Origin of the sequence: Salinarimonas ramus (assembly GCF_014645695.1) — a bacterium.
Lineage (GTDB): Bacteria > Pseudomonadota > Alphaproteobacteria > Rhizobiales > Beijerinckiaceae > Salinarimonas > Salinarimonas ramus.
Genome location: NZ_BMMF01000015.1, coordinates 127,244 through 147,239 on the forward strand (window position 1 = coordinate 127,244; position 19,996 = coordinate 147,239).

Annotated in this window: 24 protein-coding genes and 1 pseudogene; 12 read left to right on the forward strand and 13 right to left on the reverse strand. The window is 67.8% G+C overall.

The window, feature by feature from the left end; all coding sequences use genetic code 11:
• Positions 1 to 78 precede the first annotated feature (78 nt).
• Together IEX89_RS21555 and IEX89_RS21560 are read left to right on the forward strand one after the other, a co-directional pair.
• Positions 79 to 1,362, forward strand: a complete 1,284-nt coding sequence (locus IEX89_RS21555) for an NnrS family protein (protein WP_188915345.1) — start codon at positions 79 to 81, stop codon at positions 1,360 to 1,362.
• 1 nt (position 1,363) lies between these two features.
• Positions 1,364 to 1,525, forward strand: a complete 162-nt coding sequence (locus tag IEX89_RS21560) for a hypothetical protein (protein WP_188915346.1) — start codon at positions 1,364 to 1,366, stop codon at positions 1,523 to 1,525.
• A gap of 121 nt (positions 1,526 to 1,646) precedes the next feature.
• On the opposite strand, the gene IEX89_RS21565 is transcribed toward IEX89_RS21560, so the two are convergent.
• The 3 genes from IEX89_RS21565 to IEX89_RS24545 all read right to left on the reverse strand — a co-directional run bounded on the left by IEX89_RS21565 (position 1,647) and on the right by IEX89_RS24545 (position 3,104).
• Positions 1,647 to 2,027 carry a hypothetical protein gene (locus IEX89_RS21565; protein ID WP_188915347.1) on the reverse strand — a complete coding sequence of 127 codons (381 nt, stop codon included), beginning with the start codon at positions 2,025 to 2,027 and terminating at the stop codon, positions 1,647 to 1,649.
• 196 nt (positions 2,028 to 2,223) lie between these two features.
• Positions 2,224 to 2,457, reverse strand: coding sequence for a hypothetical protein (locus IEX89_RS21570; protein ID WP_188915348.1), 234 nt, complete (start codon positions 2,455 to 2,457; stop codon positions 2,224 to 2,226).
• Positions 2,458 to 2,471: 14 nt separating this feature from the next.
• Positions 2,472 to 3,104, reverse strand: a complete 633-nt coding sequence (locus tag IEX89_RS24545; RefSeq protein WP_244645632.1) for a DUF6522 family protein — start codon at positions 3,102 to 3,104, stop codon at positions 2,472 to 2,474.
• A 231-nt stretch (positions 3,105 to 3,335) separates the two neighbouring features.
• Here IEX89_RS24545 and IEX89_RS21580 point away from each other — a divergent pair, with 231 nt between their 5' ends.
• The 3 genes from IEX89_RS21580 (at position 3,336) to IEX89_RS21590 (ending at position 5,420) form a co-directional block, all read left to right on the forward strand.
• Entirely contained in the window at positions 3,336 to 3,785 is a 450-nt protein-coding gene (locus IEX89_RS21580) for an RrF2 family transcriptional regulator (protein WP_188915349.1), read from the forward strand.
• Between the two features lie 128 nt (positions 3,786 to 3,913).
• On the forward strand, positions 3,914 to 4,186 hold the full coding sequence (locus IEX89_RS21585; RefSeq protein ID WP_188915350.1) for a DUF2249 domain-containing protein: 273 nt from the start codon (positions 3,914 to 3,916) through the stop codon (positions 4,184 to 4,186).
• A 37-nt stretch (positions 4,187 to 4,223) separates the two neighbouring features.
• A complete protein-coding gene (locus tag IEX89_RS21590; protein ID WP_244645633.1) occupies positions 4,224 to 5,420 on the forward strand; it encodes an NnrS family protein in 1,197 nt (398 codons plus the stop codon).
• A gap of 95 nt (positions 5,421 to 5,515) precedes the next feature.
• Here IEX89_RS21590 and sdhD read toward each other — a convergent pair whose 3' ends face one another.
• The 4 genes and pseudogenes from sdhD to IEX89_RS21610 all read right to left on the reverse strand — a co-directional run.
• Positions 5,516 to 5,899 carry a succinate dehydrogenase, hydrophobic membrane anchor protein gene (gene sdhD / locus IEX89_RS21595; protein ID WP_188915351.1) on the reverse strand — a complete coding sequence of 128 codons (384 nt, stop codon included), beginning with the start codon at positions 5,897 to 5,899 and terminating at the stop codon, positions 5,516 to 5,518.
• Positions 5,896 to 6,273, reverse strand: a complete 378-nt coding sequence (gene sdhC, locus IEX89_RS21600) for a succinate dehydrogenase, cytochrome b556 subunit (protein WP_188915352.1) — start codon at positions 6,271 to 6,273, stop codon at positions 5,896 to 5,898. The genes sdhD and sdhC overlap by 4 nt, the downstream gene beginning before the upstream one ends.
• A gap of 15 nt (positions 6,274 to 6,288) precedes the next feature.
• Positions 6,289 to 7,128: a succinate dehydrogenase iron-sulfur subunit gene (locus tag IEX89_RS21605; protein WP_188915353.1), complete on the reverse strand. Its 840-nt coding sequence runs from the start codon at positions 7,126 to 7,128 to the stop codon at positions 6,289 to 6,291.
• 339 nt (positions 7,129 to 7,467) lie between these two features.
• Positions 7,468 to 8,585 (reverse strand): annotated as a pseudogene (locus IEX89_RS21610) (heavy metal translocating P-type ATPase); the annotation flags it as partial.
• A 96-nt stretch (positions 8,586 to 8,681) separates the two neighbouring features.
• Here IEX89_RS21610 and IEX89_RS21615 point away from each other — a divergent pair.
• From IEX89_RS21615 to IEX89_RS21645, 7 genes are all read left to right on the forward strand, one after another.
• Positions 8,682 to 9,023: a hypothetical protein gene (locus tag IEX89_RS21615; RefSeq protein ID WP_188915354.1), complete on the forward strand. Its 342-nt coding sequence runs from the start codon at positions 8,682 to 8,684 to the stop codon at positions 9,021 to 9,023.
• 140 nt (positions 9,024 to 9,163) lie between these two features.
• Entirely contained in the window at positions 9,164 to 9,604 is a 441-nt protein-coding gene (locus tag IEX89_RS21620; RefSeq protein WP_188915355.1) for a CBS domain-containing protein, read from the forward strand.
• A 43-nt stretch (positions 9,605 to 9,647) separates the two neighbouring features.
• Positions 9,648 to 9,998 carry a hypothetical protein gene (locus tag IEX89_RS21625; protein ID WP_188915356.1) on the forward strand — a complete coding sequence of 117 codons (351 nt, stop codon included), beginning with the start codon at positions 9,648 to 9,650 and terminating at the stop codon, positions 9,996 to 9,998.
• Positions 9,999 to 10,178: 180 nt separating this feature from the next.
• On the forward strand, positions 10,179 to 11,399 hold the full coding sequence (locus IEX89_RS21630) for an HlyD family efflux transporter periplasmic adaptor subunit (RefSeq protein ID WP_188915357.1): 1,221 nt from the start codon (positions 10,179 to 10,181) through the stop codon (positions 11,397 to 11,399).
• Positions 11,396 to 12,568 (forward strand): FtsX-like permease family protein, encoded by a 1,173-nt coding sequence (locus IEX89_RS21635; RefSeq protein ID WP_188915358.1) that lies wholly within the window; start codon positions 11,396 to 11,398, stop codon positions 12,566 to 12,568. The genes IEX89_RS21630 and IEX89_RS21635 overlap by 4 nt, the downstream gene beginning before the upstream one ends.
• Positions 12,569 to 12,570: 2 nt before the next feature.
• Complete coding sequence (locus IEX89_RS21640) at positions 12,571 to 13,272, forward strand: ATP-binding cassette domain-containing protein (RefSeq protein WP_188915359.1); 702 nt, start codon at positions 12,571 to 12,573, stop codon at positions 13,270 to 13,272.
• A gap of 241 nt (positions 13,273 to 13,513) precedes the next feature.
• On the forward strand, positions 13,514 to 14,038 hold the full coding sequence (locus IEX89_RS21645) for a hypothetical protein (RefSeq protein ID WP_244645634.1): 525 nt from the start codon (positions 13,514 to 13,516) through the stop codon (positions 14,036 to 14,038).
• A 225-nt stretch (positions 14,039 to 14,263) separates the two neighbouring features.
• Here the strand turns inward: IEX89_RS21645 and IEX89_RS21650 are convergent, their stop codons facing one another.
• The 6 genes from IEX89_RS21650 to IEX89_RS21675 all read right to left on the reverse strand — a co-directional run bounded on the left by IEX89_RS21650 (position 14,264) and on the right by IEX89_RS21675 (position 19,887).
• On the reverse strand, positions 14,264 to 15,076 hold the full coding sequence (locus IEX89_RS21650) for a phosphodiesterase (protein ID WP_188915360.1): 813 nt from the start codon (positions 15,074 to 15,076) through the stop codon (positions 14,264 to 14,266).
• On the reverse strand, positions 15,073 to 16,074 hold the full coding sequence (locus tag IEX89_RS21655; RefSeq protein ID WP_188915361.1) for an ABC transporter ATP-binding protein: 1,002 nt from the start codon (positions 16,072 to 16,074) through the stop codon (positions 15,073 to 15,075). The genes IEX89_RS21650 and IEX89_RS21655 overlap by 4 nt, the downstream gene beginning before the upstream one ends.
• Complete coding sequence (locus tag IEX89_RS21660; RefSeq protein WP_373290623.1) at positions 16,071 to 16,904, reverse strand: ABC transporter permease; 834 nt, start codon at positions 16,902 to 16,904, stop codon at positions 16,071 to 16,073. The genes IEX89_RS21655 and IEX89_RS21660 overlap by 4 nt, the downstream gene beginning before the upstream one ends.
• 11 nt (positions 16,905 to 16,915) lie before the next feature.
• Positions 16,916 to 17,728 carry an ABC transporter permease gene (locus tag IEX89_RS21665; protein ID WP_188915363.1) on the reverse strand — a complete coding sequence of 271 codons (813 nt, stop codon included), beginning with the start codon at positions 17,726 to 17,728 and terminating at the stop codon, positions 16,916 to 16,918.
• Between the two features lie 75 nt (positions 17,729 to 17,803).
• Positions 17,804 to 18,826: an ABC transporter substrate-binding protein gene (locus tag IEX89_RS21670; RefSeq protein ID WP_188915364.1), complete on the reverse strand. Its 1,023-nt coding sequence runs from the start codon at positions 18,824 to 18,826 to the stop codon at positions 17,804 to 17,806.
• Entirely contained in the window at positions 18,823 to 19,887 is a 1,065-nt protein-coding gene (locus IEX89_RS21675; protein ID WP_188915365.1) for a LacI family DNA-binding transcriptional regulator, read from the reverse strand. The genes IEX89_RS21670 and IEX89_RS21675 overlap by 4 nt, the downstream gene beginning before the upstream one ends.
• Positions 19,888 to 19,996 lie beyond the last annotated feature (109 nt).

The window sequence follows — 19,996 nt, forward strand, 5'->3', positions numbered from 1 at the left end:
AGGTGACGCTGAAGCGGTCTGCCCGACGCAGATCGCGATCGGCGGCCCAGGCGACTCCTCGCCCAGCGGAGCCCGGTGATGCCGATCCCGCGGACCTCCAGCCGGTTCGGGCCGCCGATCCTGTCCTACGGCCTGCGGCCGTTCTTCCTTCTCGGTGCGCTCTACGCGGGTTCGGCGATCCTCGTCTGGCTCGTGATGCTGACCGGGCACCTCACGATCCCGACCGGTTTCGGCCCCCGGGACTGGCACGTCCACGAGATGCTCTACGGCTACCTCGCCGCGGTAATCGCGGGCTACCTGCTGGCGTCGATCCCGAACTGGACGGGTCGCCTGCCGCTCGACGGGGGACGCCTCCTCGTCCTCGTGGCGCTGTGGATCACCGGCCGCCTTGCCGTCGGGACATCCGCATGGACGGGATGGGCGCTCGCCGCCGTCATCGATCTGTCGTTCCTCACGGTCCTGGCGCTCGCGGTGCTCCGCGAGACGCTCGTCGGGAAAACCTGGCGAAACATGAAGATCGTGGCCGTACTCGTCGTCCTGCTCGCGGGCAACCTGAGCTTCCACCTGGAGGCGCACCTCCACGGCACCGCGGAGCACGGTGCACGGATCGGAACGGCAGCGATCGTCGTCCTCGTCATGCTGATAGGCGGCCGCGTCGTCCCGAGCTTTACGCGGACTGCGCTCGCGGGGGGAAAGCCTGGGCCCCTCCCAGCGTCCTTCGGCGGCTTCGATCTCGCCGCGCTCGCCGTCGCAGCGGCAGCCCTGGCGAGCTGGGTGGTTGCGCCCGACGCTCCGGCCGCCGGAACTCTTCTCCTCCTCGCGAGCGCGGCGCAGGCGATCCGTCTCGCGCGCTGGGCCGGCTACCGCGCCGCAAGGGATGTTCACGTCCTGGTGCTCCACACCGCGTACGTCTTCGTGCCGGTGGGCTTCCTGCTCGTGGGCCTCGCCGTTCTCCGGCCGGACATGCCCGCGAGCATCGGCATCCACGCCTGGACCGGCGGGGCCTTCGGCACGATGACGATCGCCGTGATGACCCGGCTCGCCGCGCAGCACACGCGCCGCCCGGTCCTGGACGCCCCCGCTCTCCCGGCGCTCTATGCCCTCGTCGTCGGAGCGGCACTGGCGCGGATCGCGGCGGGGTTCGCCGGCTCCCATGCGCTGCCCCTGCTGACCGCGTCGGCGCTGGCCTGGACGGCCGCGTTTCTCGGGTTGTTCGCCCTGCTCTTTCGGCCGCTCACCGCGCCGAGGCTCGCCTCGCCGAAGCCGGTGCGGCCGGCGCCCGGCTCGTGCCGCGCTCAAACCACTCCCGTTCGGCACGGCGCCGAGCTCGACGACGCGCCGCGGGCGCGCAAAGGAGGCTGACATGGCCAAGAAGCTGATCGAGACCGTTTTCCTCGGGCCAGGCAACGCGGTCTGCAACGCGGCGGGCGTGGGCGAGGAGAACAATCGCGATCTCCTGCGGATGCTGGTCAACTCGCTGGTATGGACCGCGGTCGGAACGATCGCCGTCGTGATCCTCGTCTGATCCGCGCGGCGCCTGCAACATCGTGCGGGGCCGCGAGACACCGGGACAGGCTGGCGCCTCGCGGCTTCGGCCTTGCGCGCTCGGCAGGACGAGTGCGCGATTTCCGCGAAGGCCGAGCGCTTCAGGCCAGAAAGAGCCCGAACGCGACCTGCAGGAGCATCAGCGACGCACCGACGGCATTGATCGCCCAGCCGAACGTGAGGACACGCGCCATCCAGCCGAGCGTCGTGCGGTCGATGCCGAACGGCTCGGTCTCGATGTTGAAGGCGCAGCGCCAGGTGCTGACGAGGATGTACGCGGTGTAGGCGAGCCCCAAGAGGACCAAGGCAAGTATCCACCAGGGGCTGACGAGACGGTAGAGCGTCGCCGTCATGATCAGCGCGCCACCCGCGGTGCTGGCGAGCACGCCGTAGATCCAGTAGAGGCGCCAGAGCGGTCCTTCGCCGTTCCAGTAGCGCATGGGGCCGTCCAGCCCCGATCTCGAAAGCGGAAGATAGCTCATGTCCGGCCCTCCTTCTCGAGGGGCTCGTCGCCGCCGGCGAGGACGAGTGCGGCGGAGCGGGTGGAGCGCGATCGGCCACACTCGGCGACCGGGGCGCTCACGCAATGCACGCGCTACTTTAGTAGTTTGCGCCCGATCCCCGCTCTTGTAAACCGCCGTTCGGCTTGCGCCGCTCGGACCCTACCGGGAGACCCGTTCAAGGCTGCGGAGCCGTGGATCTCGAGCTTTCCGCTTTCGCCTCGGATCGCCGCGCCGCGCATGCGATCCACTGGCGATAAACGCCTGCGGCCTCGCGCGAGAAGCGTGCGCGCTTGCGGAGCGAGAGGAAGTCGTCGTGATCGTGGCGACAAGCATCGAAGAGCTGTCGAGCCTGCGCCTCCAACGGCGTCAACTCGTCCGTCTCGCGATCCTGTTCTCGGTAGCGGGCCATGAATGCCTCCGAGATCATGTGAATTTGGTGGCGACGTCTCCGGCCGTATCGTCGGGAGCGCTCGCCTGACGCGATTCTCGTCGCTGGTCGCACTCGCCGATGTGCATGAACACGTAGTGACCGTTCATCCGGACGCTGGCCTCGGCGGCCTTTGGCCTGAATCCGCGGGGCACGCGCCCCGCGGCGTCCACCCTGCCGGCGAACGTCCAGCCTCGATCGATGAAGACCGGCACGGGACGATCCTCCGGAACCGCGCATCGCAGATCGGGCAGCTCCTTCGACGAGAACAGATTGTAGACGATCCCCCGGAGACGGCTGACGAGCAGGCTGGCGGACGGGGGCGCCGCGGCCCCTGGCGCCGAGTGCTGCGCCGCTCCGAGCCGACTCTCCGCCGTGCGCGGCAGCACCGTCGTGCGTGTGCGCAGCAGGACCTCTCCCGACGCGTCGAAGGTGAGACGTACGCGATTCGCCCCGTGCCGGAAGGTGATCCGATGACGGCCGCTGTCCTCGCCGCGTCCTTCCTCGCACAGGCCGGCGATGCGGCCCCGGCGCATCAGGCGCGGCACGTCGGCCGCCGGCAACCCGAGGAGAGACCCGAGTGCGCCGGCATCGACCTGGAAACCGCTCTGTGTCCTTTCGATCCGCATGGCTCCGTCTCCTCGCTCGCCCCTCGCGACAGCGCGTTTTCGCGTGTGATCGCGACCGCGGTGCGACGGGTCCATCGTGTCCGATGAGCGCTCGCCGCGGTCTTGCCTGCGACGCGCATTGATGTTTCCAAAAAACATATTGTCAATAGTTTTTTTAGTGCCTAGGATGGCGCATCTCTCGGACCCGCACGCGGGGCCAAGGGCGGCGCAGGATGCGGACCGGAGACCGAGATGCGGCTGACGATGATGTCGGACTATGCGCTGCGCGTGCTGCTCTTCGCGGCGGCGCATCCCGAGCGGCTGGTGACGATCGACGAGACGCAGGAGATCTATGGCATCTCGCGCGGCCATCTGATGAAGATCGTCGGCTCGCTGGCCGGCGCCGGCATCCTGCGATCCCAGCGCGGCCGCACTGGGGGCTTCACGCTGGGTCGTCCGCCCGCCGAGATTCGGCTGGGCGACGTGCTGCGCCTCACGGAGCCGGATTTCGAGATGGTCGAGTGCTTCGCGCCCACGAACGCCTGCGCAATCACACCGTTCTGTCGGCTGCCCCGCATCGTCGCGGAAGCGCTGGATGCGTTCATGGCGGTGATGGATCGCCACACCCTCGCCGACGTGGTTCTCCGGCCGAAGGATTTCGGAGCGATTTCCAGAGCCGGGCAGGAATCGGCATCGCTGTAGGCATACGGTCCGTGAGCGGGTCTTGCGCCCGAGCAGCCGACGAAAGATCGCGGTCTCCTTGCGCCAGCGCAACCAGACTCGTCCGGCTCTGCCTTAACGAGTGAAACGAACGAACTCGAGGAGAAAAAATGAGCACGATACCCTCGTCAGGCCGTGTACTCGACGTGAGGAGCATCCCACGCGTCGACCGCCATCCGAACATCATGGCGGTTTTCGATGACCTCGCCCCAGGCGAGGCGTTCGTTCTCGTCAACGACCACGATCCGCTCGGTCTGTACAGCAGCATGCAGAACCGCATAGCGGGCTCCTTCACCTGGGAGTATGTCCTGCGAGGCCCCGACGAGTGGCGCGTGGAGATCGGCCGCCGCGCATCCAGCAGCTGCTGCGGCTCGTGCGGCTGAGACCATCAACGGGGCTCTACCGGAATAGGAGCTGATCTTGCACAGCGTATCATCGCACGCGCGGCGCAGGCCGGCGCGAGTGCCGCACTGGCTCACCGGCGGCTTTCGTCCGTTTTTCTTCCTCGGAGCGCTGGCCATAGCGGCCTCGGCGCTGATGTGGATACCCGTCCTGCTCGGAAAGCTCGCGCTGCCGACCCTGCTGGCCCCGCGCGACTGGCACGTGCATGCCATGCTCTTCGGCGGGATTCCCGCCCTGATCGCAGGCTTCCTGTTGACCGCCGTCGCGAACTGGACCGGCCGCAAGCCCGTCGCCGGGGCGACGCTGCTCCTTCTCGTCGTCTCATGGCTCGCCGGGATGATCGCGGTCTCGACGTCCGCGATCATCGGCGCCGGTCCGGCTGCCGCGATCGACATGCTGTTCCCGATCGCCCTGATCTGGGTCGTCGCGAACGAGATCGTCGCGGCCCGCAATTACCGAAACCTGCGGGTCGTCGGCGTCGTCGCGCTTCTGGCGATCGCCAACGGAGCCTTCCATTACGAGGCGCACGCCGTCGGCTTCGCCGAGTTCGCCACCAGGGCCGCCGTGGCGCTCGTCCTGGTCCTCGTCATGCTGATCGGCGGACGCATCATTCCAGCGTTCACGCGCAACTGGCTGAACGCGCGAAAGTCCTCCCGCCTGCCGGCGCCGTTCGACCGGACCGACGCCGCCACGATGGTCGTCTCGGCAGCGGCGCTCGTCCTCTGGGCGTGGGAGCCTTCCGCTCCGGCCACCGCATGGCTGCTCGTGTCCGCTGGCGTGCTGAACCTTTATCGTCTCTCCCGCTGGTGCGGCCTCGAGGCCCGGCGAGAGCCGCTGCTCGCAGTTCTGCATGTCGGCTTCGCCACTATACCGCTCGGTTTCTTCACGCTCGGCGGCGCCCTTCTCGTGCCCGGCGCGATCGACCCCGCCGGGGCACTGCATGTATGGACGATGGGGACTTTCGGCGTGATGACGCTGGCCGTGATGACCCGCGCGAGCCTCGGGCATTCCGGACGAGAGCTGCGCGCGGGGAAGCTCGAGATTGCGATCTTCGCGCTCGTCGTCATCGGTTTCCTCGCCCGGCTGTTCGCGGTATTCGCCGGCGGCGCAGTTGTTCATGTCCTGGAGTTCGCGGGGCTCGCATGGGCGCTGGCGTACCTCGTCTTCGCGGTCGGCTATGCCCGCATGCTCTTGGTAAACTCGGGCGCACCTTGAGCTTTCAGGGCTGCGGAAATTGACGAAAAGCGATCTACAGGGCGAAACGCAATACCACGCTGGTTCGGCCGAACGAATCCGCGCGCCGGGTCCATCTAATCGGATATCGCGATCACTAAAGTCGCCACGATCCCCGATGCTCCGCCTGCAGCGCACGCAAGCTGAACTAAGGCAATCACGATAAATCGCGAGCGGGAGTGAATGTAGTCCTCGGCGATGACCCGAAGCCCGAGCGCAGCGTGGTGGAACGATGCGATCAGCAGAAGGATCATCAAAATAGAGTTGACCGGCGCACCAAGCCAGATCGTCAGATCCCTGTAGTCGGTCACCGAACCGCCTGCCAGCGCCCAGGCGAGCCACAATATCAGAGGCGCCAGTGCAAGGGCAGAGACGCGCTGCGCCCACCAATGGCCCGCCCCGTGTCCTGCTGCACCGAGTCCACGCGCGGCGGAATAAGCGGTGACACGGGGCATCGTCATGCCAGCACCCAAATCCACAGGGCCGAAGTCAGGAAAAGGCTCGCCCCCACGACCGCCCAGCCACCGGCATAGATTGCGCGCAACTCGAAGCCGTGTACGCTGTCCCAGATCAGATGACGGATACCGTTGCAGAGGTGATAAAAGACTGCCAGCGACGCCAGAATGAGCATCACGCGCCCCGCGATCGAGTGCACGACCGCCTGTGCGTCATCGAACACCAAGGGTCCCGCAGCCCCCGCGACTAGCCAAGCGGAAAGGCCGAAAGCAAAAAAAACCAAGGCCGAACCGGACAGCCGATGCCCGAACGACATGACCGAGGTCAACTGCGGTCGATAATTCTGCATGTTCGGTGATTGCGGGCGTGGATTACTCATGACTTGCTCCCTTGTTCAGCCGCCACGCTCCAACATCATCCGCTTGATTTCGCCGATGGCTTTGCCGGGGTTCAGGCCACGGGGGCACGTGCGGGTGCAGTTCAGGATCGTGTGACAACGATAGAGGCGGAAGGGATCGTCCAGCGAATCCAGCCGTTCACCGCGCCCCTCGTCGCGGCTGTCGGCCAGCCACCGCCAGGCGGTCAGCAAGGCGGCGGGGCCGAGAAAACGGTCGCCGTTCCACCAGTGGCTTGGACACCCCGAGGTGCAGCAAAAACACAAGATGCACTCGTAAGAGCCGTCGAGCGCCCGGCGCTGATCGACCGACTGGATGCGCTCACGCTCCGGCGCCGGAGTTTCGGTATGCAGCCACGGCTCGGTAAGCGCGTGTTGTGCGAAAAGGTGGGTTTGGTCCGACACGAGATCCTTGATCACGGGCAGGTTGGCCAGCGGATAGATCGTTGAAGGCTCGGACAGTTCGTCCATTGCGCGGGTGCAGGCAGTCCAGTTGGTGCCGTCGATCGTCATCGCACAGGATCCGCACACTCCCTCGCGGCAGGACCGGCGGAAGGTCAGCGTCGAGTCGACCTTCGACTTGATCCAGATCAGTGCGTCCAGCAGCATCGGGCCGCAATCGTCGAGGTCGACAGCGAAGGTGTCGATCCGGGGCGGGCCGTCATTATCCGGCTCATAGCGGTAGATACGCAGGGTGGCGATTCGTGTGGCTCCTTCTGGCTCAGGCCAGGATTTGCCTTCGATGATGCGCGAGTTCTTCGCAACGCCGAAGTCGCGCGGCACCGGGAAGCGACGCGGCCATTTCAGGCGTGGAACCTGTTCGGAGCTTTCGACAATCATGGTGCCTCGGAGAAGGTTTTGGCCCCGACAAGGCGCTTCAACGCCCATTGCGATCGGATTGTTGGCTGGAGCCATGTTTCGGAAGACTTCGTCGAAATGCACCTCCAAGCAAAATCACGCTCGGCATCAGGATGCCTATAACTCCGGGGCGGGCTTTTCGTTTCTCGAGGTCGGTGTGCCGCGGTCTCACGGCACTGCGCCAGCTGGAAACCCAGGCTGTGGGTGCTCCACCCACGAAAGGCAGCGCGGCAGCCCCAACGCGCCGTACCAGGGAGGGGGTATGGGGTGGCGGGATGGGGCGACCATAACGATGGTTGTCAGTTCTATCTGCATGCGCCGTTATAGTTCCACCCGCCGTAACCGCAGCGCGTTGGTGATCACCGAGACCGAAGAAAGGCTCATCGCCGCCGCTGCGATCATGGGCGAGAGCAGAAGGCCGGTGACCGGGTAGAGCGGCCCCGCCGCGATCGGCACGCCGAGCGCGTTGTAGGCGAAGGCGAAGAACAGATTCTGCTTGATGTTGCGCAAGGTGGCGCGCGCAAGCTTGCGTGCTCGGACGATGCCCATCAGGTCGCCGCCCAAGAGGGTGATGCCCGCACTCTCCATCGCGACATTGGCAACCGTTCCCATGGCGATCCCGACATCAGCGGCGGCGAGTGCGGGCGCATCGTTCACGCCGTCGCCCGCCATGGCGATCTCGTGGCCATCGCGTCTCAACTGGTCGATCAGGTCCTTCTTGGCCTCCGGCAGGACGCCCGCGCGCACCTCGTCGATGCCGAGCGTGCCCGCGACCGCCCGAGCCGTGCGTTCGTTATCCCCGTTCGCCATGATGACGTGCAGCCCCTGTGCATGCAGTTCGCGGATGGCTATCGCCGTCGAGTCCTTGATCGGGTCGGCCACCGCCACGATGCCGACGAGTGCGCCGTCGACCGCGATGAACATCGCGGTCTTGCCATCGGCGCGCAGGGTGTCGGCCTTCGCATCGGCCGCGCCCGTGTCCAGCCCCATCTCGTGCATCATCGCCGCGTTGCCGAGCGCCACCGCGCGTCCGCCGACCTTGCCGCGTACGCCCTTGCCGGTGACGGCTTCGAAGTCCGCAGCCGCATGCCGGGGCGCCCTCTGCGCCTCGGCGCCGTCGACGATCGCCTCGCCCAGCGGATGTTCCGAGCCCCGCTCCAGTGCCGCCGCCAGCGACAGCAACTCCGTCTCCGGCAGGTCCCCGAGCGCCACCGTATCGGACAGCTTCGGCTTGCCCATGGTCAGGGTGCCGGTCTTATCGACGATCAGCGTATCGACGCCCGCCATGCGCTCCAGCGCCTCGGCGTCCTTGATCAGCACGCCCGCCTGCGCCCCGCGCCCCGCGCCCCGCGCCCTGCCGCTGTCGTGATCGAAATCGGCGTGGCAAGGCCGAGCGCGCAGGGGCAGGCGATGATCAGCACCGACACGGCGGAGGCGATGGCGAAGATGCCGCAGACCGGGTCGATGGAGGTCGGCCCGGTGGCCGCCTCCTCGTGACGCTGCGGTATATCGGAATGAGGATGGGCGTGACCTGCATGCGGATCGACGTGGGACATGGCGTTTCCCTTTCGCGGCCCGCACCGCGTCGAGGTCATTGCGCGGGGGGCTTCTTCTTCGAGCTGCTACCGCCTGAGCCGAGGGTGCAAGGATTCGGGCTGTTGGAAGTTCGGGAGAGGCGATTGATTACAAAATTATGGCGGGTATTCCGTTCCGAATGCGCGGGCGATACCAAGCAGATTGGTGGCCGGGGGGCGAACCTCGACATTTCTGCCGACGCGCAGCATCCGGGAACGAACGCGGCCGTGATCGAGTTGAAAAGGCGCGCGACATCGACCCCGCCGCTGCGATCGACTTTGCCGCAGGAACCGATCCCGTGAGGGTCGGATATCTCATCGTCGAAGGCGACGAAAACCCGGAAATCTTCACGGCGCTCGAAGCAGCTTCGGAATAGGCGCCGCTTCATCATCAGTTCCGCCGACATCGCACCCGAACGACGCCGGGATCAGGAGACGAAGATATGTTCGTGAATGACATATCCGAAGTGGCGCGCGGAAGGCTCGTGCTGATCGCCGCCGATGCAGAGCTGATCGAAGCCGCAAAGTTCCTGACATCCGGAACCGACATCGTGGTCGTCCGAGACGGCGATGGTATTGTGCAAGGCGTGGTGACCAAAACCGACGTGGTCAAACAGATGAGCGTCTGCCGAGGCGCAGCGTGCCACTGCCCCGTCTCCACGGTCATGACCCCGAACCCCATGACGTGTCACGGCAGTGACCTCTTGCAGGACGTCTCCCTGAAAATGAAGACGCGACATCTCAAGAACATCGTCCTGGTGGACGAAAGCAATCGACCGATCGGGCTACTGACCGCCCGGTCCATTCTCCGCGTCTTGTTGGGCGATGCCCAGCACGAGGAGGAGCAGTTGGTCGATTACATCAGCGGCGCTGGTTATCGATGAGCGTTTCTCACGCCATGGACACCGCACTCGCGAGGATAATGCAATGCCCGATCCAGATTTGCCCCAAGGCATGCCCGATGCTCGGATGAGTGCTCTGTCGCGGTGGGACAACGAAGGCGGCGCTATCGCCGCTGCGACGCGCGAGGCGCGCCCGGACGTGCCGGACATGACGAACGTCGAGCTGGTGCTCCTGCGCGTGCGCGTGATCGCGCTCGAGAATGTGTTGATCGCCGTCCTTGCGGAAGGCTCGGACCGGCAGCGCCAGGCGGCCCGCGAAATGGCCGACGTCATCTCCCCGCGAGCCGGTTCTACCCAGCATACCCTCACGATCCGGGCGGCCCAGCACATGACAGACCTCGTGGAGCGCGCCGTCCATGTCCGGGCTCGGCCGTGACGAAACAGACATTGTGTCGAGAACGAGCGGGGCGGGCGCGAAGTCCAATGAGGTACCGAGGCTGATCTAATGCACGCACGGATGGCGGCGTCGCAGTTGTCGTGGTCCGACGCGCCAGCGGATCAGAGCGAGTGTTGAAGGTACGCGACTACTTCAGAGCTACCGTTCAAGGCCCCTAGAATGACACGCCCTGCCGAACCCGAATTGCCGCTACTCGTCGATGCGCCGCCCGAAAATATTTCGAGCAAACGCCATCGATTTCGCAAGCGGTACCTCCTGGTGCTGATGATACCGGTCTTGATGTTCACGGGCGCGGTCATCGGTCTCTTTTTCCAGCCGCCGGCCTTGCAGAAATTCTACGCGCTGACAGGCCTTCAACCGGGCGGAGGTTCGGGTGCGCCGATCGCGCTGCCCCCGGACATCGAACTGCCACAGGACATGGTCGAGACGATGCTACCCACCGACGTCGTGGGTCTGGCGCGGGTGATGCCGCGGGGCGATGTGGCCTTCGTGGCGGCGCCCTATGGCGCAGGTGATGCGCGGGTGGCGGAGATCCTCGTCGCTGTCGGGGATCGGGTCGAGCGCGGATCACCGCTCGCCTATCTCGACAACCGGTCGGCGCTGGAAAGCGCCGTGTTCCTCGCCGAAGCCAATCTCTCCGTGCGACAGGCGACGCTTCTGCAGACGCGCAGCACGGTGCAGGCCAGCCGGGACGAGGCGCAAGCGACGCTGGACCAGGCCCGTGGCACATACGGCGAAGCGCAGGCGGCCCTCGCGCGGGCTGAAGAACTCGTGGCACGCGGCGTTTCGACCAGCGTCACGCTCGACGCCGCCCGCGCTGCGGCGCAGGAGGCTGCGCTTGCGATCACGCGCGCGGAAGCCACCCTCGCGCGGTTTTCATCCGCCGAGACCGACGACCAGCCCGACGTCGTGGTCGCGGCCCGCAACGTGGAGGCGGCCGAGGCCGAACTCGCGCGGGTGGAACTCGATCTGGCCCGCGGCATCGTCGTCGCGCCGATCGCAGGGACGATCCTCGACATTCACGCCACGCCCGGACAGCGCCCCCCGGCCGCGGGTATGATGGAGATGGGCGACATCAGCCAGATGACGGCCGAGGTGGAAATCTACCAGGACCGGATCGCCACGGTCAGGCCGGGGCAGCCCGTGGAGCTCGTGGCCGGCGCCATCGGGCGCACCCTGCACGGAACCATCGAGAGCATCGGTTTGACGGTCGGGCGGCAAGGACTCATGTCGGATGACGTGGCGGCGAATACCGATGCTCGGGTGATCAGGGTCGTGGTCGCGCTCGACGCGGCATCGTCGGAGATCGCCTCACGGTTCACCAACCTCGAGGTCATCGCCCGGATCGACACCGGCGCCGGCGGGCGGGCCGCCCGATGAGCCGCCTTCTCGAGCGGCTCTTGGGCCGATTGCCAATAGGCTGGCTGCAACTGGTCCACCAGCGCGGTCGGTTCGCGGCCGCGCTGTCAGGGGTGGCCTTCGCGAATGTCCTGGTCTTCGTCCAGCTCGGACTCATGAGCTCGATGGGCGTCTCGACGGTACGCCCGTACCAATTCTTCCAGAGTGACATCCTGATCTCCGCCGCCGACGCCAATACGCTGGTCGATGGCGGGAACGTCGCCCGGCAATGGATGCTTCAGGCACTCGCCGACCCGGATGTCGTGAGCGGCATGGGATTGTTCGTCGCTATCGTGCCGTGGGACCGGGGCGACACCGACATCAGCCTGACGACTTTCGGCATCAACCCGTTCCAGGCCGATTTCCTCGCGCCCGACATCGCCGCCGACATCGATATGCTGCAGGTTCAGGACGCAGCCATCCTCGACCGGCTCGCCCGCGGGCTCACGCGCGAGGAAGCGGCAGCGGTCCGATTGCACACGCCGCTCTCCTTCGAAACTCAGGGCCGGACCCTGACCGCCTACGACACCTTCGCAGGGGGCGGTGGCTTCGGCGCAGACGGGTATCTCCTCGTGTCCGATCAGACCTTTCTGTCGCTGTTTCCCGCGCGCAGCTCCGGCGCCCCGGATCACATCCTGTTGCGCCTCCGGCCGGGGGCACAGCCCGACGCGGTGGCGAACCGTCTGAGGGGCCTGATCGCCGACCGGACGCTGCGCATTCGCAGCTATTCTGATGCGATGGACGAAGAGGTGCGATTTCAGCAGACGCAGCGGCCCACCGGCGTTATCTTCGGTTTCGGCGTGCTGATCGGCATCCTGGTGGGGATCGTCATCGTGTTCCAGGTCTTGTCCGCCGATGTCGCCGATCACATGCGGGAATACGCGACGTTCAAAGCGATGGGCTACGGACAGGGCTTCTTTCTCGGCGTAGTCGTCGAGGAGGCCGTTATCCTCGGCGTGCTCGGCTTCATCCCGGGCGTCATCGCCGGTTGGGCCATCCTGACGCTGATGGCTGAGGTGACGACCCTGCCCCTGTTCATCTCGTTCGGGATGGCGGTCACCGTCTTCATCGGCACCGTCGTGTTCTCGGCCTTGTCCGGAATCATCGCGACCCGGCGACTGGCCGCGGCCGATCCGGCGGAGCTGTTCTGAAGATGGCAGACGATGATATCTCCATCCGAACCAGTGGCTTGAACCACTGGTTCGGAACCGGCGAGGCGCGCAAACAAGCTTTGTTTGACATCGGCCTGCGGATCGCACGCGGCAGTTTCATCGTGATGGTCGGCCCCTCGGGGTCCGGCAAGACCACGCTCCTAACCCTGCTGGGCTGTCTTCGCGAAGTCCAGGAAGGGTCCGTCGTCCTGTTGGGTCAGGAACTGCGCCACGCGACGACCGCGCAGAGCGTTCGGCTGCGGCGTCGCCTCGGGTTCATCTTCCAGGCCCACAACCTCCACGAAAGTCTGACCGCGCGCCAGAACGTTATGATGGGTCTGCAGGTGAAGGGGCGCCTCAACCGGGAGACAGCGGACGAAGCCGCGGCCCATGTCCTCAGCATCCTCGGTCTTTCGGACCGGCTGGACTATCTCCCCGCGAATTTGTCGGGCGGACAAAACCAACGTGTGGCGATCGGCCGCGCTCTCGTCGGCAACCCTGATGTCGTGCTGGCGGACGAACCCACCGCCGCGCTCGATTGGGAAACCGCCGCCAAGGTGGTCGACCTCTTGAAGCAGCTGGGGCAGGCACGCGGCACGACGACGGTGATGGTCACGCATGACAACCGCATCCTCGATCGCGCGGACCGCATTCTGACGCTGCAGGATGGACGTCTCGTCGCGGATGATAGCCGGCGCGTCTAGGGCGCGCAGCCTCCGACGACTGCGCCGGCAACGCGGGCGAGGCGCTGCATGATCTTGGCCAGATATTGCGCGACAGGTCGAACTCGTCGGCCAGCTCGGTCGTTGAGGATGCATCATGGCTGTCCCGAGACCTTCCCCGCAGATCGGCTCCGCCAGCCCGGCAATCTCTGTCGCCATGATGGTCGGACGGTGCCGTGGCCCACCAAGCAACTTTACAGTCGGAATGAAGAGGACTTGAACCATGACTGCGCGCTCGTCTTCCAGCTGGCCGCTGAGGGTCGCGGCAGGCGTGGCGGTCGTCTTCGGCCTCCTGACTATCGTATCCGGCGGAAGGACGCTGTTCGGGGGGCCCGCCGCAATTGCCGCAGCGGGAGATGCGGTCCCCTTCGTCCTGTGGTTCAATTTTCTGTCGGGTTTCATCTACGTGCTCGCCGGAATTGGCATCGCCATGGATCGCCGCTGGGCGGCCATGCTTTCCATGGGTCTGGCGGCGACGATCGCAGCGGTGTTCGCTCTCTTCGGCCTGTACGCCCTCCAAGGTGCGGCGTTCGAGATGCGCACCGTTGGTGCGATGAGCCTTCGCTTGATTGTTTGGGTCGCTATCGCTGCGGTAGCGGCACGGCACATTGATGGACGCAAAGCCGGACATCGGGTGGACAGCGCTCTCTGCGCTGTTCCCCGACTGTGGATCGGCCTGGTTTTTCTGCGCCGAACGGCGCGGGGTCCCGGAGCTTGCTCTATGCAGGCGAGGATCCGCTGCGCGTAGGTGGGGTCGCCACGACGGAGCCGAGTGACACCGAATCCATCGTGCAAGGGCTGGCAAGGGCTGGGCATTCGCAGGGCGCAAACGCCGCGTTAGCTTCGATCATTACACACCCGCTCTCGGTCTCCAGCGCTGAGCAGCAGCCGGCTTCGAGTTCGGCAGGTAGAATGCTGCCGATGAGCTCGAGGAGACGGCGATGGTCGATCGGCTGATCGCCCACTCGGGCCGTCAGGTCCCCACGAGCCGTGTGCCCTCCGCAAAGAACGGGTGCGGCCCGTCGAACGCGCCGACGAACGAGAGGTGGGTCACGAGTCGCCCCCCCGACACCGCATGCAGCAGCACGCCGGGCGGCTCCAGATGGAAGGTCGACGGCGCGTCCGGCGCGAGGTCGAGGGTCACCGCGTGGGCGGGGGAGGGCGCGACGATCACCGGCGTCGCGCCGAGCCGCCCGACGATCATGCGGTGGATGTGCCCGCACAGGATCGCCATCGGCGCCGGCCCCGCCGCGAGCGCGGCCTCGAGCCGGTCGACGCCGTCGAGCCCGATCGCGTCCATGTGCCCGATCCCGGTCGGGATCGGCGGGTGGTGCATGACGAGGAGCGCCGGCGCGTCGCTCTCCGAAAGGCGCTCCGAGAGCCAGCGTGCGCGGGTCTCGTCGATCGCGCCGCCCAGCGCGTCCGGCACTCGCGTGTCGAGGAGCACGATCCGCGTGTCCGCCACCCGGGCGACCCAGCCGACGCCGCGCACGGGCGCGGCCATCCGGTCGGCGCAGGCGTCCCAGAAGGCGTCGCCGTCGTGATTGCCGGGGATCGGCAGCCACGGCATCGCGAGGCGATCGAGCTCGGCGCGCGCCATCGCGTATTCGGACGCCGTGCCCAGGTCGACGAGGTCCCCCGAGACGACGACCGCGTCGGGCCGGGGCAGGAGCGCGTTCAGGTGATCGACGGCGCGGGCCAGGAAGGCGCGGGTGTCGACCAGGCCGTAGGCGAGGGCGCCGCCCTCGCGGATGTGCAGGTCGGAGAGCTGGGCTAAGAGGGTCAAGACGGTCGGGGCTCCGGCGCGGGCTGCGTGGGAAAGGTCATCACCCGGCTCTCGTCGACGCGCACGCCGATCGCGTCTCCGGGCGCGAGGCGGCGCGCCTCGTGGTCGAGGACGCGCATCGGCCCGGCCTCGCTGTCGAGCGTGACACGGGTCGCCGCGCCGAGATAGGTGGTCGCCACCACGCGCGCGGCGATGCCCTCGCCGGGCGGAACGAGGCGCATGTGCTCGGGACGCACGAGGTGCGTGCGCCCGTCCGTATCCGGCAGGCGGTTCGTCTCGCCGAAGAAGGTCGCCACGAAGAGGTTCTGCGGGCGCTCGTAGACGTCGCGGGGCGTCCCGATCTGCTCGATCCGCCCGGCGCTCATCACCACGATGCGGTCGGCGATCGCCATCGCCTCCACCTGGTCGTGGGTGACGTAGACGGAGGTGACGGAGAGCTCCGCCAGCAGCGCGCCGATCTCCTCGCGCAGGGTCTCGCGCAGGCTCGCGTCGAGCGCGGTAAGCGGCTCGTCGAGGAACAGCGCGCGGGGCTCGGCGGCCAGCGCCCGGGCGAGCGCGACGCGCTGGCGCTGCCCGCCGGAGAGCTGGTCGATGCGCCGCGCGCCGAGCGCCTCGATGCGGCACAGGCGCATGTAATGCGCTGCGCGCGCCTCCCGCTCGGCGCGCGGCAGCCCCTTCAGGCGCAGGCCGTAGGCGACGTTCTGCGCGACGCACATGTTGGGGAAGAGCGCGTAGGACTGGAACACCATGCCGACATTGCGCCGCTCGATCGGCCGGTCCGTGACGTCGTCGTCGCCGAACAGCACGCGCCCGCCCGGATCGGGGCGGTCGAGGCCCGAGAGGATGCGCAGCATCGTGGTCTTGCCGCAGCCCGACGGCCCGAGCAGGACGAGCCGCTCGCCGGGCTCGACGCCGAGGTCCGTGGGATGCAGCGCGCGCGTGCCGTTGGGATAGGTGCGGGCGCAGGCGCGCGCCTCGATGCGGGTCGGGTCGATCATCGCCGCGCCTTTCCGCCGGGCGCGCCGAGGCCGCCGAGCCATTGGATGGCGACGAGAAGGGGTATGATCATGACGAAGAACACCAGCGTGTAGGCGGAGGCCACCTCGAGCCGCATCGAGGCGTAGGCGTCGGCGAGGCCGACGGGCAGCGTCTTGGTCAGCGGCGTGTGCAGCATCCAGGTGAGGTTGAACTCGCCGACCGACAGCGTCACCACCATGAGCGAGCCCGCGAGGATCCCCGGGCGGGCGTTGGGCACGATCACCTCGAGGAAGCGCCGCCACGGTCCCGCGCCGAGCGAGGCGGCGCCCTCCTCCAGCGTGCGCGCGTCGATGGCCTGGAGGTTGGCCACGACCGCGCGCATCATGAAGGGCAGCGTGAACAGCACATGCCCGATCAGGATGAACACCCAGGAGGTGCGCAGGTCGCCGACGCCGCCCCAGACCAGGATCATGGCGAGCGCGATGGCGAGGCCGGGCACGGCGATCGGCAGCGTGAGGAGTTCCTCGATCGCCCGGCTGGCGCGGCCCGGGTTGCGCACGAGGAACCAGGCGGCGGGCACGCCGAGCACGAGCGTCGTCGCGAGCGTCGCCAGCGCGAGGCCGAGCGTGAGCACGATCGTGTCGGAATAGAGCGCCAGCACCTCGCCGACCCAGCGCAGCGTCAGGCCGGACGAGAGGCCGCGGAAGTAGTTCGCCGTGACGCCCGCGAGCATCGAGAGGATCGCGGGAAGGATGAGGAAGCCGGCGATGGCGAGCGTGAGCGCGAGACCGGCGGCGAAGGAGAGCCGCGAGCCGTAGCCCGTTCGCCGCGCCGGCGTCTTCGAGGGCAACGGCGCGCCCCTCATCCGGCCGCCGCCACGCTGGCGCCTCCGAACGCGCGGGCGACGAGCAGCGCCGCCCAGGTGACGAGGCCGAGCACGATGGCGAGCGCGCCGGCCGTGGCGAAGTTCGCCTGCAGCGTGAACTCGGTATAGATCAGCATGGGCATCACGTCGATGTCGGTGGCCAGCGTGAAGGCCGTGCCGAACGCCCCCATCGCGGTCGCGAAGGCGATGGCGCCCGACGCGACGAGGGCGGGCTTCAAAGCGGGCAGCGTCACGTCGCGCAGGACGTGCCAGGGCTTCGCGCCGAGCGAGCGCGCGGCTTCCGCCATCGCCGGATCGATCGTCTCCACGCCCGACATCACGGTGATCAGGACCCGCGGCAGCGAGAAGTAGAGGTAGCCCGTGAACAGCCCCGCCATGGAATAGGCGAAGACGATCTTGTCGCCGACGAGCGCGTCGCTCACCTGGCCGATCAGCCCCTGCCGGCCCGCCAGCAGAATGATCATGAAGCCGATCACGACGCCGGGAAAGGCGAGGGGGAACGTCAGCATCGCGACGAGCAGCCCACGCCCCGGAAAGCGATGACGCGCCAGGAACAGCGCGGCGGCGGTGGCGAGGACGAGCGTCGCGACCGTCACCGCCGCCGACAGCGCGAGGGTCGCGAGCATCACCTCGCGGTGGCGCGCGTTCGTGACGACGGAGAAATAGGCGCCGAGCCCCTCCGGACCCGAGGCGCCCACGAGGGCGAGGCGCGCCATCGGCACGACGAAGAAGGCGAGCGCGAACAGCCCGGCCGGCAGGATCAGGAGGAGGTCGAAGCGGGTGCGCATCGCGGGGCTCTGTGGCAATGGCGGGAGGGCTCCGGCCGGAGCCCTCCCGGTTGGTGCGGCTCGGCGCGCGTCGCGTCAGCGCACCTCGGCGAGATAGCGCTCGCCGAAGGCGGCCTGGACGCGCTCCATCTCGGCGTAGTCGACCGGCGTCGCGCGCTCGTACTCGGAGGCCGGCAGGAAGCGCGCCGCGACGTCCTCGGGCAGCTCGATCGGCCGCGCGGGGCGCAGGTAGGCGTTCGTCCAGATCGCCTGTCCTTCGTCTGAGAGGATGAAGTCGAGGATGCGCTTGCCGTTCTCGACGTTGGGCGCGCCGGCGACGAGGCTCATGACGTAGGGCACGACGACCGAGCCCTCGCAGGGCAGCACGAACTCGAAATTGCCCTCCTCGGTATACTTGGCGCGATAGGCGTTGAAGTCGTAGTCGAACAGGATCGGGATCTCGCCCGAGACGACGCGGGCGTAGGAGGTCTGCTTGGGAACGATCGGGTCGTTCTCGGCGAGGCGGCCGAAGTAGTCGATCGCCGGATCGAAGTTCGACAGGTCGCCGCCGAACGCCCGGTTCACCGCCACCGCGCCGGCATAGCCGACGAAGGCCGAGGACGGGTCGAGATAGCCGACCATGCCGTTGTATTCCGGCTTCAGGAGGTCCTCGAAGCAGGCCGGCACCGGCGCGCCGCCGAGCGCGTCGACGTTGACGAACAGCCCGAGCGTGCCCTGGTGGATGGTGAACCAGCGCCCTTCCGGATCCTTCAGGCCCTCGGGGATCTCGTCGAAGCCCGTCGGCATGTAGGGCTCGACCACGCCCTCGGCGCCCGCCTTGATGCCGGTCGTCACGCCGTAATAGGCGACGTCGGCCACGGGGTTGCCGCGCTCGGCCAGGAGCTGGGTGAGGGTCTGGCCGGAATTCTTGTTGTCGTGGGGCACCTCGAGGCCGAGCTCGGTCTCGATGGCGGAGAGCATGGACGCCCAGTCCGCCCATTCGGGCGGGCAATTGTAGCAGATCGCGTCCGCGGCCTGCGCCGAGGGGGCTGCGAGCGCGAGGAGCGCGCTGGCGGCGAGGCTCGCGGCGAGGCTCGCCTTGAGAAACGTGCGGGTCATCTGGGGCTCCGGTTGGGCTTCGTTGGTCCGAGGATGGTCGCCGATCCGGCTCGCAACGGATCGGCATCCGCGCGGGCGGCTGCGAGCGTGCCCCCCTCGAGGAACGTGTGCGGCAGGATCAGCTGACGGGGCGGCCCGCCGGCGATCAGGCCGAAGAGGAGATCGACGGCGGCCTCGCCCATGCGGCGCGCCGGCTGCGCCACCGTCGCGAGGCTCGGCTCGGCGATGCGCGCCATCGGCATGCCGTCGAAGCCGACGACCGAGAGGTCGCCCGGCACGGCGAGTCCGTGGCGCCGCGCGGCCGCCACCGCATGGAGGCCGAGCAGGTCGTTCGAGCAGATCAGCGCGGTCGGCGCCACGAGCCGCCCGATCAGGTCGCCGAGCGCGGCCTCGAAGGCTTCGTCCTGCGCGTCGAAAGGGATCTCGGCGGGGTCCCAGGCCGGGAGCCCGGCGGCGTCCATGGCTGCGCGGTAGCCCTCGTAGCGGGCGCGCGAGCGGTCGGACGAGGCGAACGCGCCGCCCAGGAAGGCGACGCGGCGATGGCCGAGCGCGATGAGCTGCTCGGTCGCCTCCTGCAGCGCCACCCGGCTGTCGACCGTCGCGAGGGAGAAGCGGGGCGCGCCGCCGTTCGGCTTGGGCTGATTGTAGGCGAGCACGAAGGGGACGCCGTGGCCGGCAACCGCGTCGATCCGGTCCGGCTTCGTGTCCGTGAGGGTGAGGACGAGCCCCTCGACGCCGCGGGCGACGAGCGTCGCCACCACGTCGAGCTCGCGCACGGGGTCGTAGCCGGAGCTCGCGATGACGGTCGAGAAGCCCCGCTGCGCCGCGGCCCGCTCGATGCCCTCGAGCGAGCGCGCGAAGATCGGGTTCGACAGGGTCGGCACGAGGACGCCGATCGCGCGGCTCGCGCCGGAACGCAGCGACCGCCCGGCGGCGTCCGGCATGAAGCCCAGGACCGCGATGGCCTGGCGCACCCGGGATGCGGTCTGCGGGGCGACGGCGCCGGACCCGTTGAGGACGCGGGACACCGTCCCGACGGCCACGCCGGCCGCAGTTGCCACGTCCCGGATCGTCGCCTTGTGTCGCCTCGACATGTCGCCGCCTATGGAACCGTTTCCAATCGCGACCCTACGGGCGCCGGGTGACGCGTCGATGACGCCGGGCAGGGTT

Bases quoted from the DNA above. Each gene is read 5' to 3' on its own strand.
- IEX89_RS21580 (WP_188915349.1), top strand. From the start codon at position 3,336: ATGCGGCTGACGATGATGTCGGACTATGCGCTGCGCGTGCTGCTCTTC.
- IEX89_RS21585 (WP_188915350.1), top strand. From the start codon at position 3,914: ATGAGCACGATACCCTCGTCAGGCCGTGTACTCGACGTGAGGAGCATC.
- IEX89_RS21570 (WP_188915348.1), bottom strand. From the start codon at position 2,457: ATGGCCCGCTACCGAGAACAGGATCGCGAGACGGACGAGTTGACGCCG.
- IEX89_RS21605 (WP_188915353.1), bottom strand. From the start codon at position 7,128: ATGATTGTCGAAAGCTCCGAACAGGTTCCACGCCTGAAATGGCCGCGT.
- IEX89_RS21630 (WP_188915357.1), top strand. From the start codon at position 10,179: ATGACACGCCCTGCCGAACCCGAATTGCCGCTACTCGTCGATGCGCCG.
- IEX89_RS21565 (WP_188915347.1), bottom strand. From the start codon at position 2,027: ATGAGCTATCTTCCGCTTTCGAGATCGGGGCTGGACGGCCCCATGCGC.
- IEX89_RS21670 (WP_188915364.1), bottom strand. From the start codon at position 18,826: ATGACCCGCACGTTTCTCAAGGCGAGCCTCGCCGCGAGCCTCGCCGCC.
- IEX89_RS21555 (WP_188915345.1), top strand. From the start codon at position 79: ATGCCGATCCCGCGGACCTCCAGCCGGTTCGGGCCGCCGATCCTGTCC.
- IEX89_RS24545 (WP_244645632.1), bottom strand. From the start codon at position 3,104: ATGCGGATCGAAAGGACACAGAGCGGTTTCCAGGTCGATGCCGGCGCA.
- sdhD (WP_188915351.1), bottom strand. From the start codon at position 5,899: ATGACGATGCCCCGTGTCACCGCTTATTCCGCCGCGCGTGGACTCGGT.
- IEX89_RS21665 (WP_188915363.1), bottom strand. From the start codon at position 17,728: ATGCGCACCCGCTTCGACCTCCTCCTGATCCTGCCGGCCGGGCTGTTC.
- IEX89_RS21625 (WP_188915356.1), top strand. From the start codon at position 9,648: ATGCCCGATCCAGATTTGCCCCAAGGCATGCCCGATGCTCGGATGAGT.
- IEX89_RS21635 (WP_188915358.1), top strand. From the start codon at position 11,396: ATGAGCCGCCTTCTCGAGCGGCTCTTGGGCCGATTGCCAATAGGCTGG.
- sdhC (WP_188915352.1), bottom strand. From the start codon at position 6,273: ATGAGTAATCCACGCCCGCAATCACCGAACATGCAGAATTATCGACCG.
- IEX89_RS21645 (WP_244645634.1), top strand. From the start codon at position 13,514: ATGACTGCGCGCTCGTCTTCCAGCTGGCCGCTGAGGGTCGCGGCAGGC.
- IEX89_RS21620 (WP_188915355.1), top strand. From the start codon at position 9,164: ATGTTCGTGAATGACATATCCGAAGTGGCGCGCGGAAGGCTCGTGCTG.
- IEX89_RS21615 (WP_188915354.1), top strand. From the start codon at position 8,682: ATGCGGATCGACGTGGGACATGGCGTTTCCCTTTCGCGGCCCGCACCG.
- IEX89_RS21560 (WP_188915346.1), top strand. From the start codon at position 1,364: ATGGCCAAGAAGCTGATCGAGACCGTTTTCCTCGGGCCAGGCAACGCG.
- IEX89_RS21640 (WP_188915359.1), top strand. From the start codon at position 12,571: ATGGCAGACGATGATATCTCCATCCGAACCAGTGGCTTGAACCACTGG.
- IEX89_RS21655 (WP_188915361.1), bottom strand. From the start codon at position 16,074: ATGATCGACCCGACCCGCATCGAGGCGCGCGCCTGCGCCCGCACCTAT.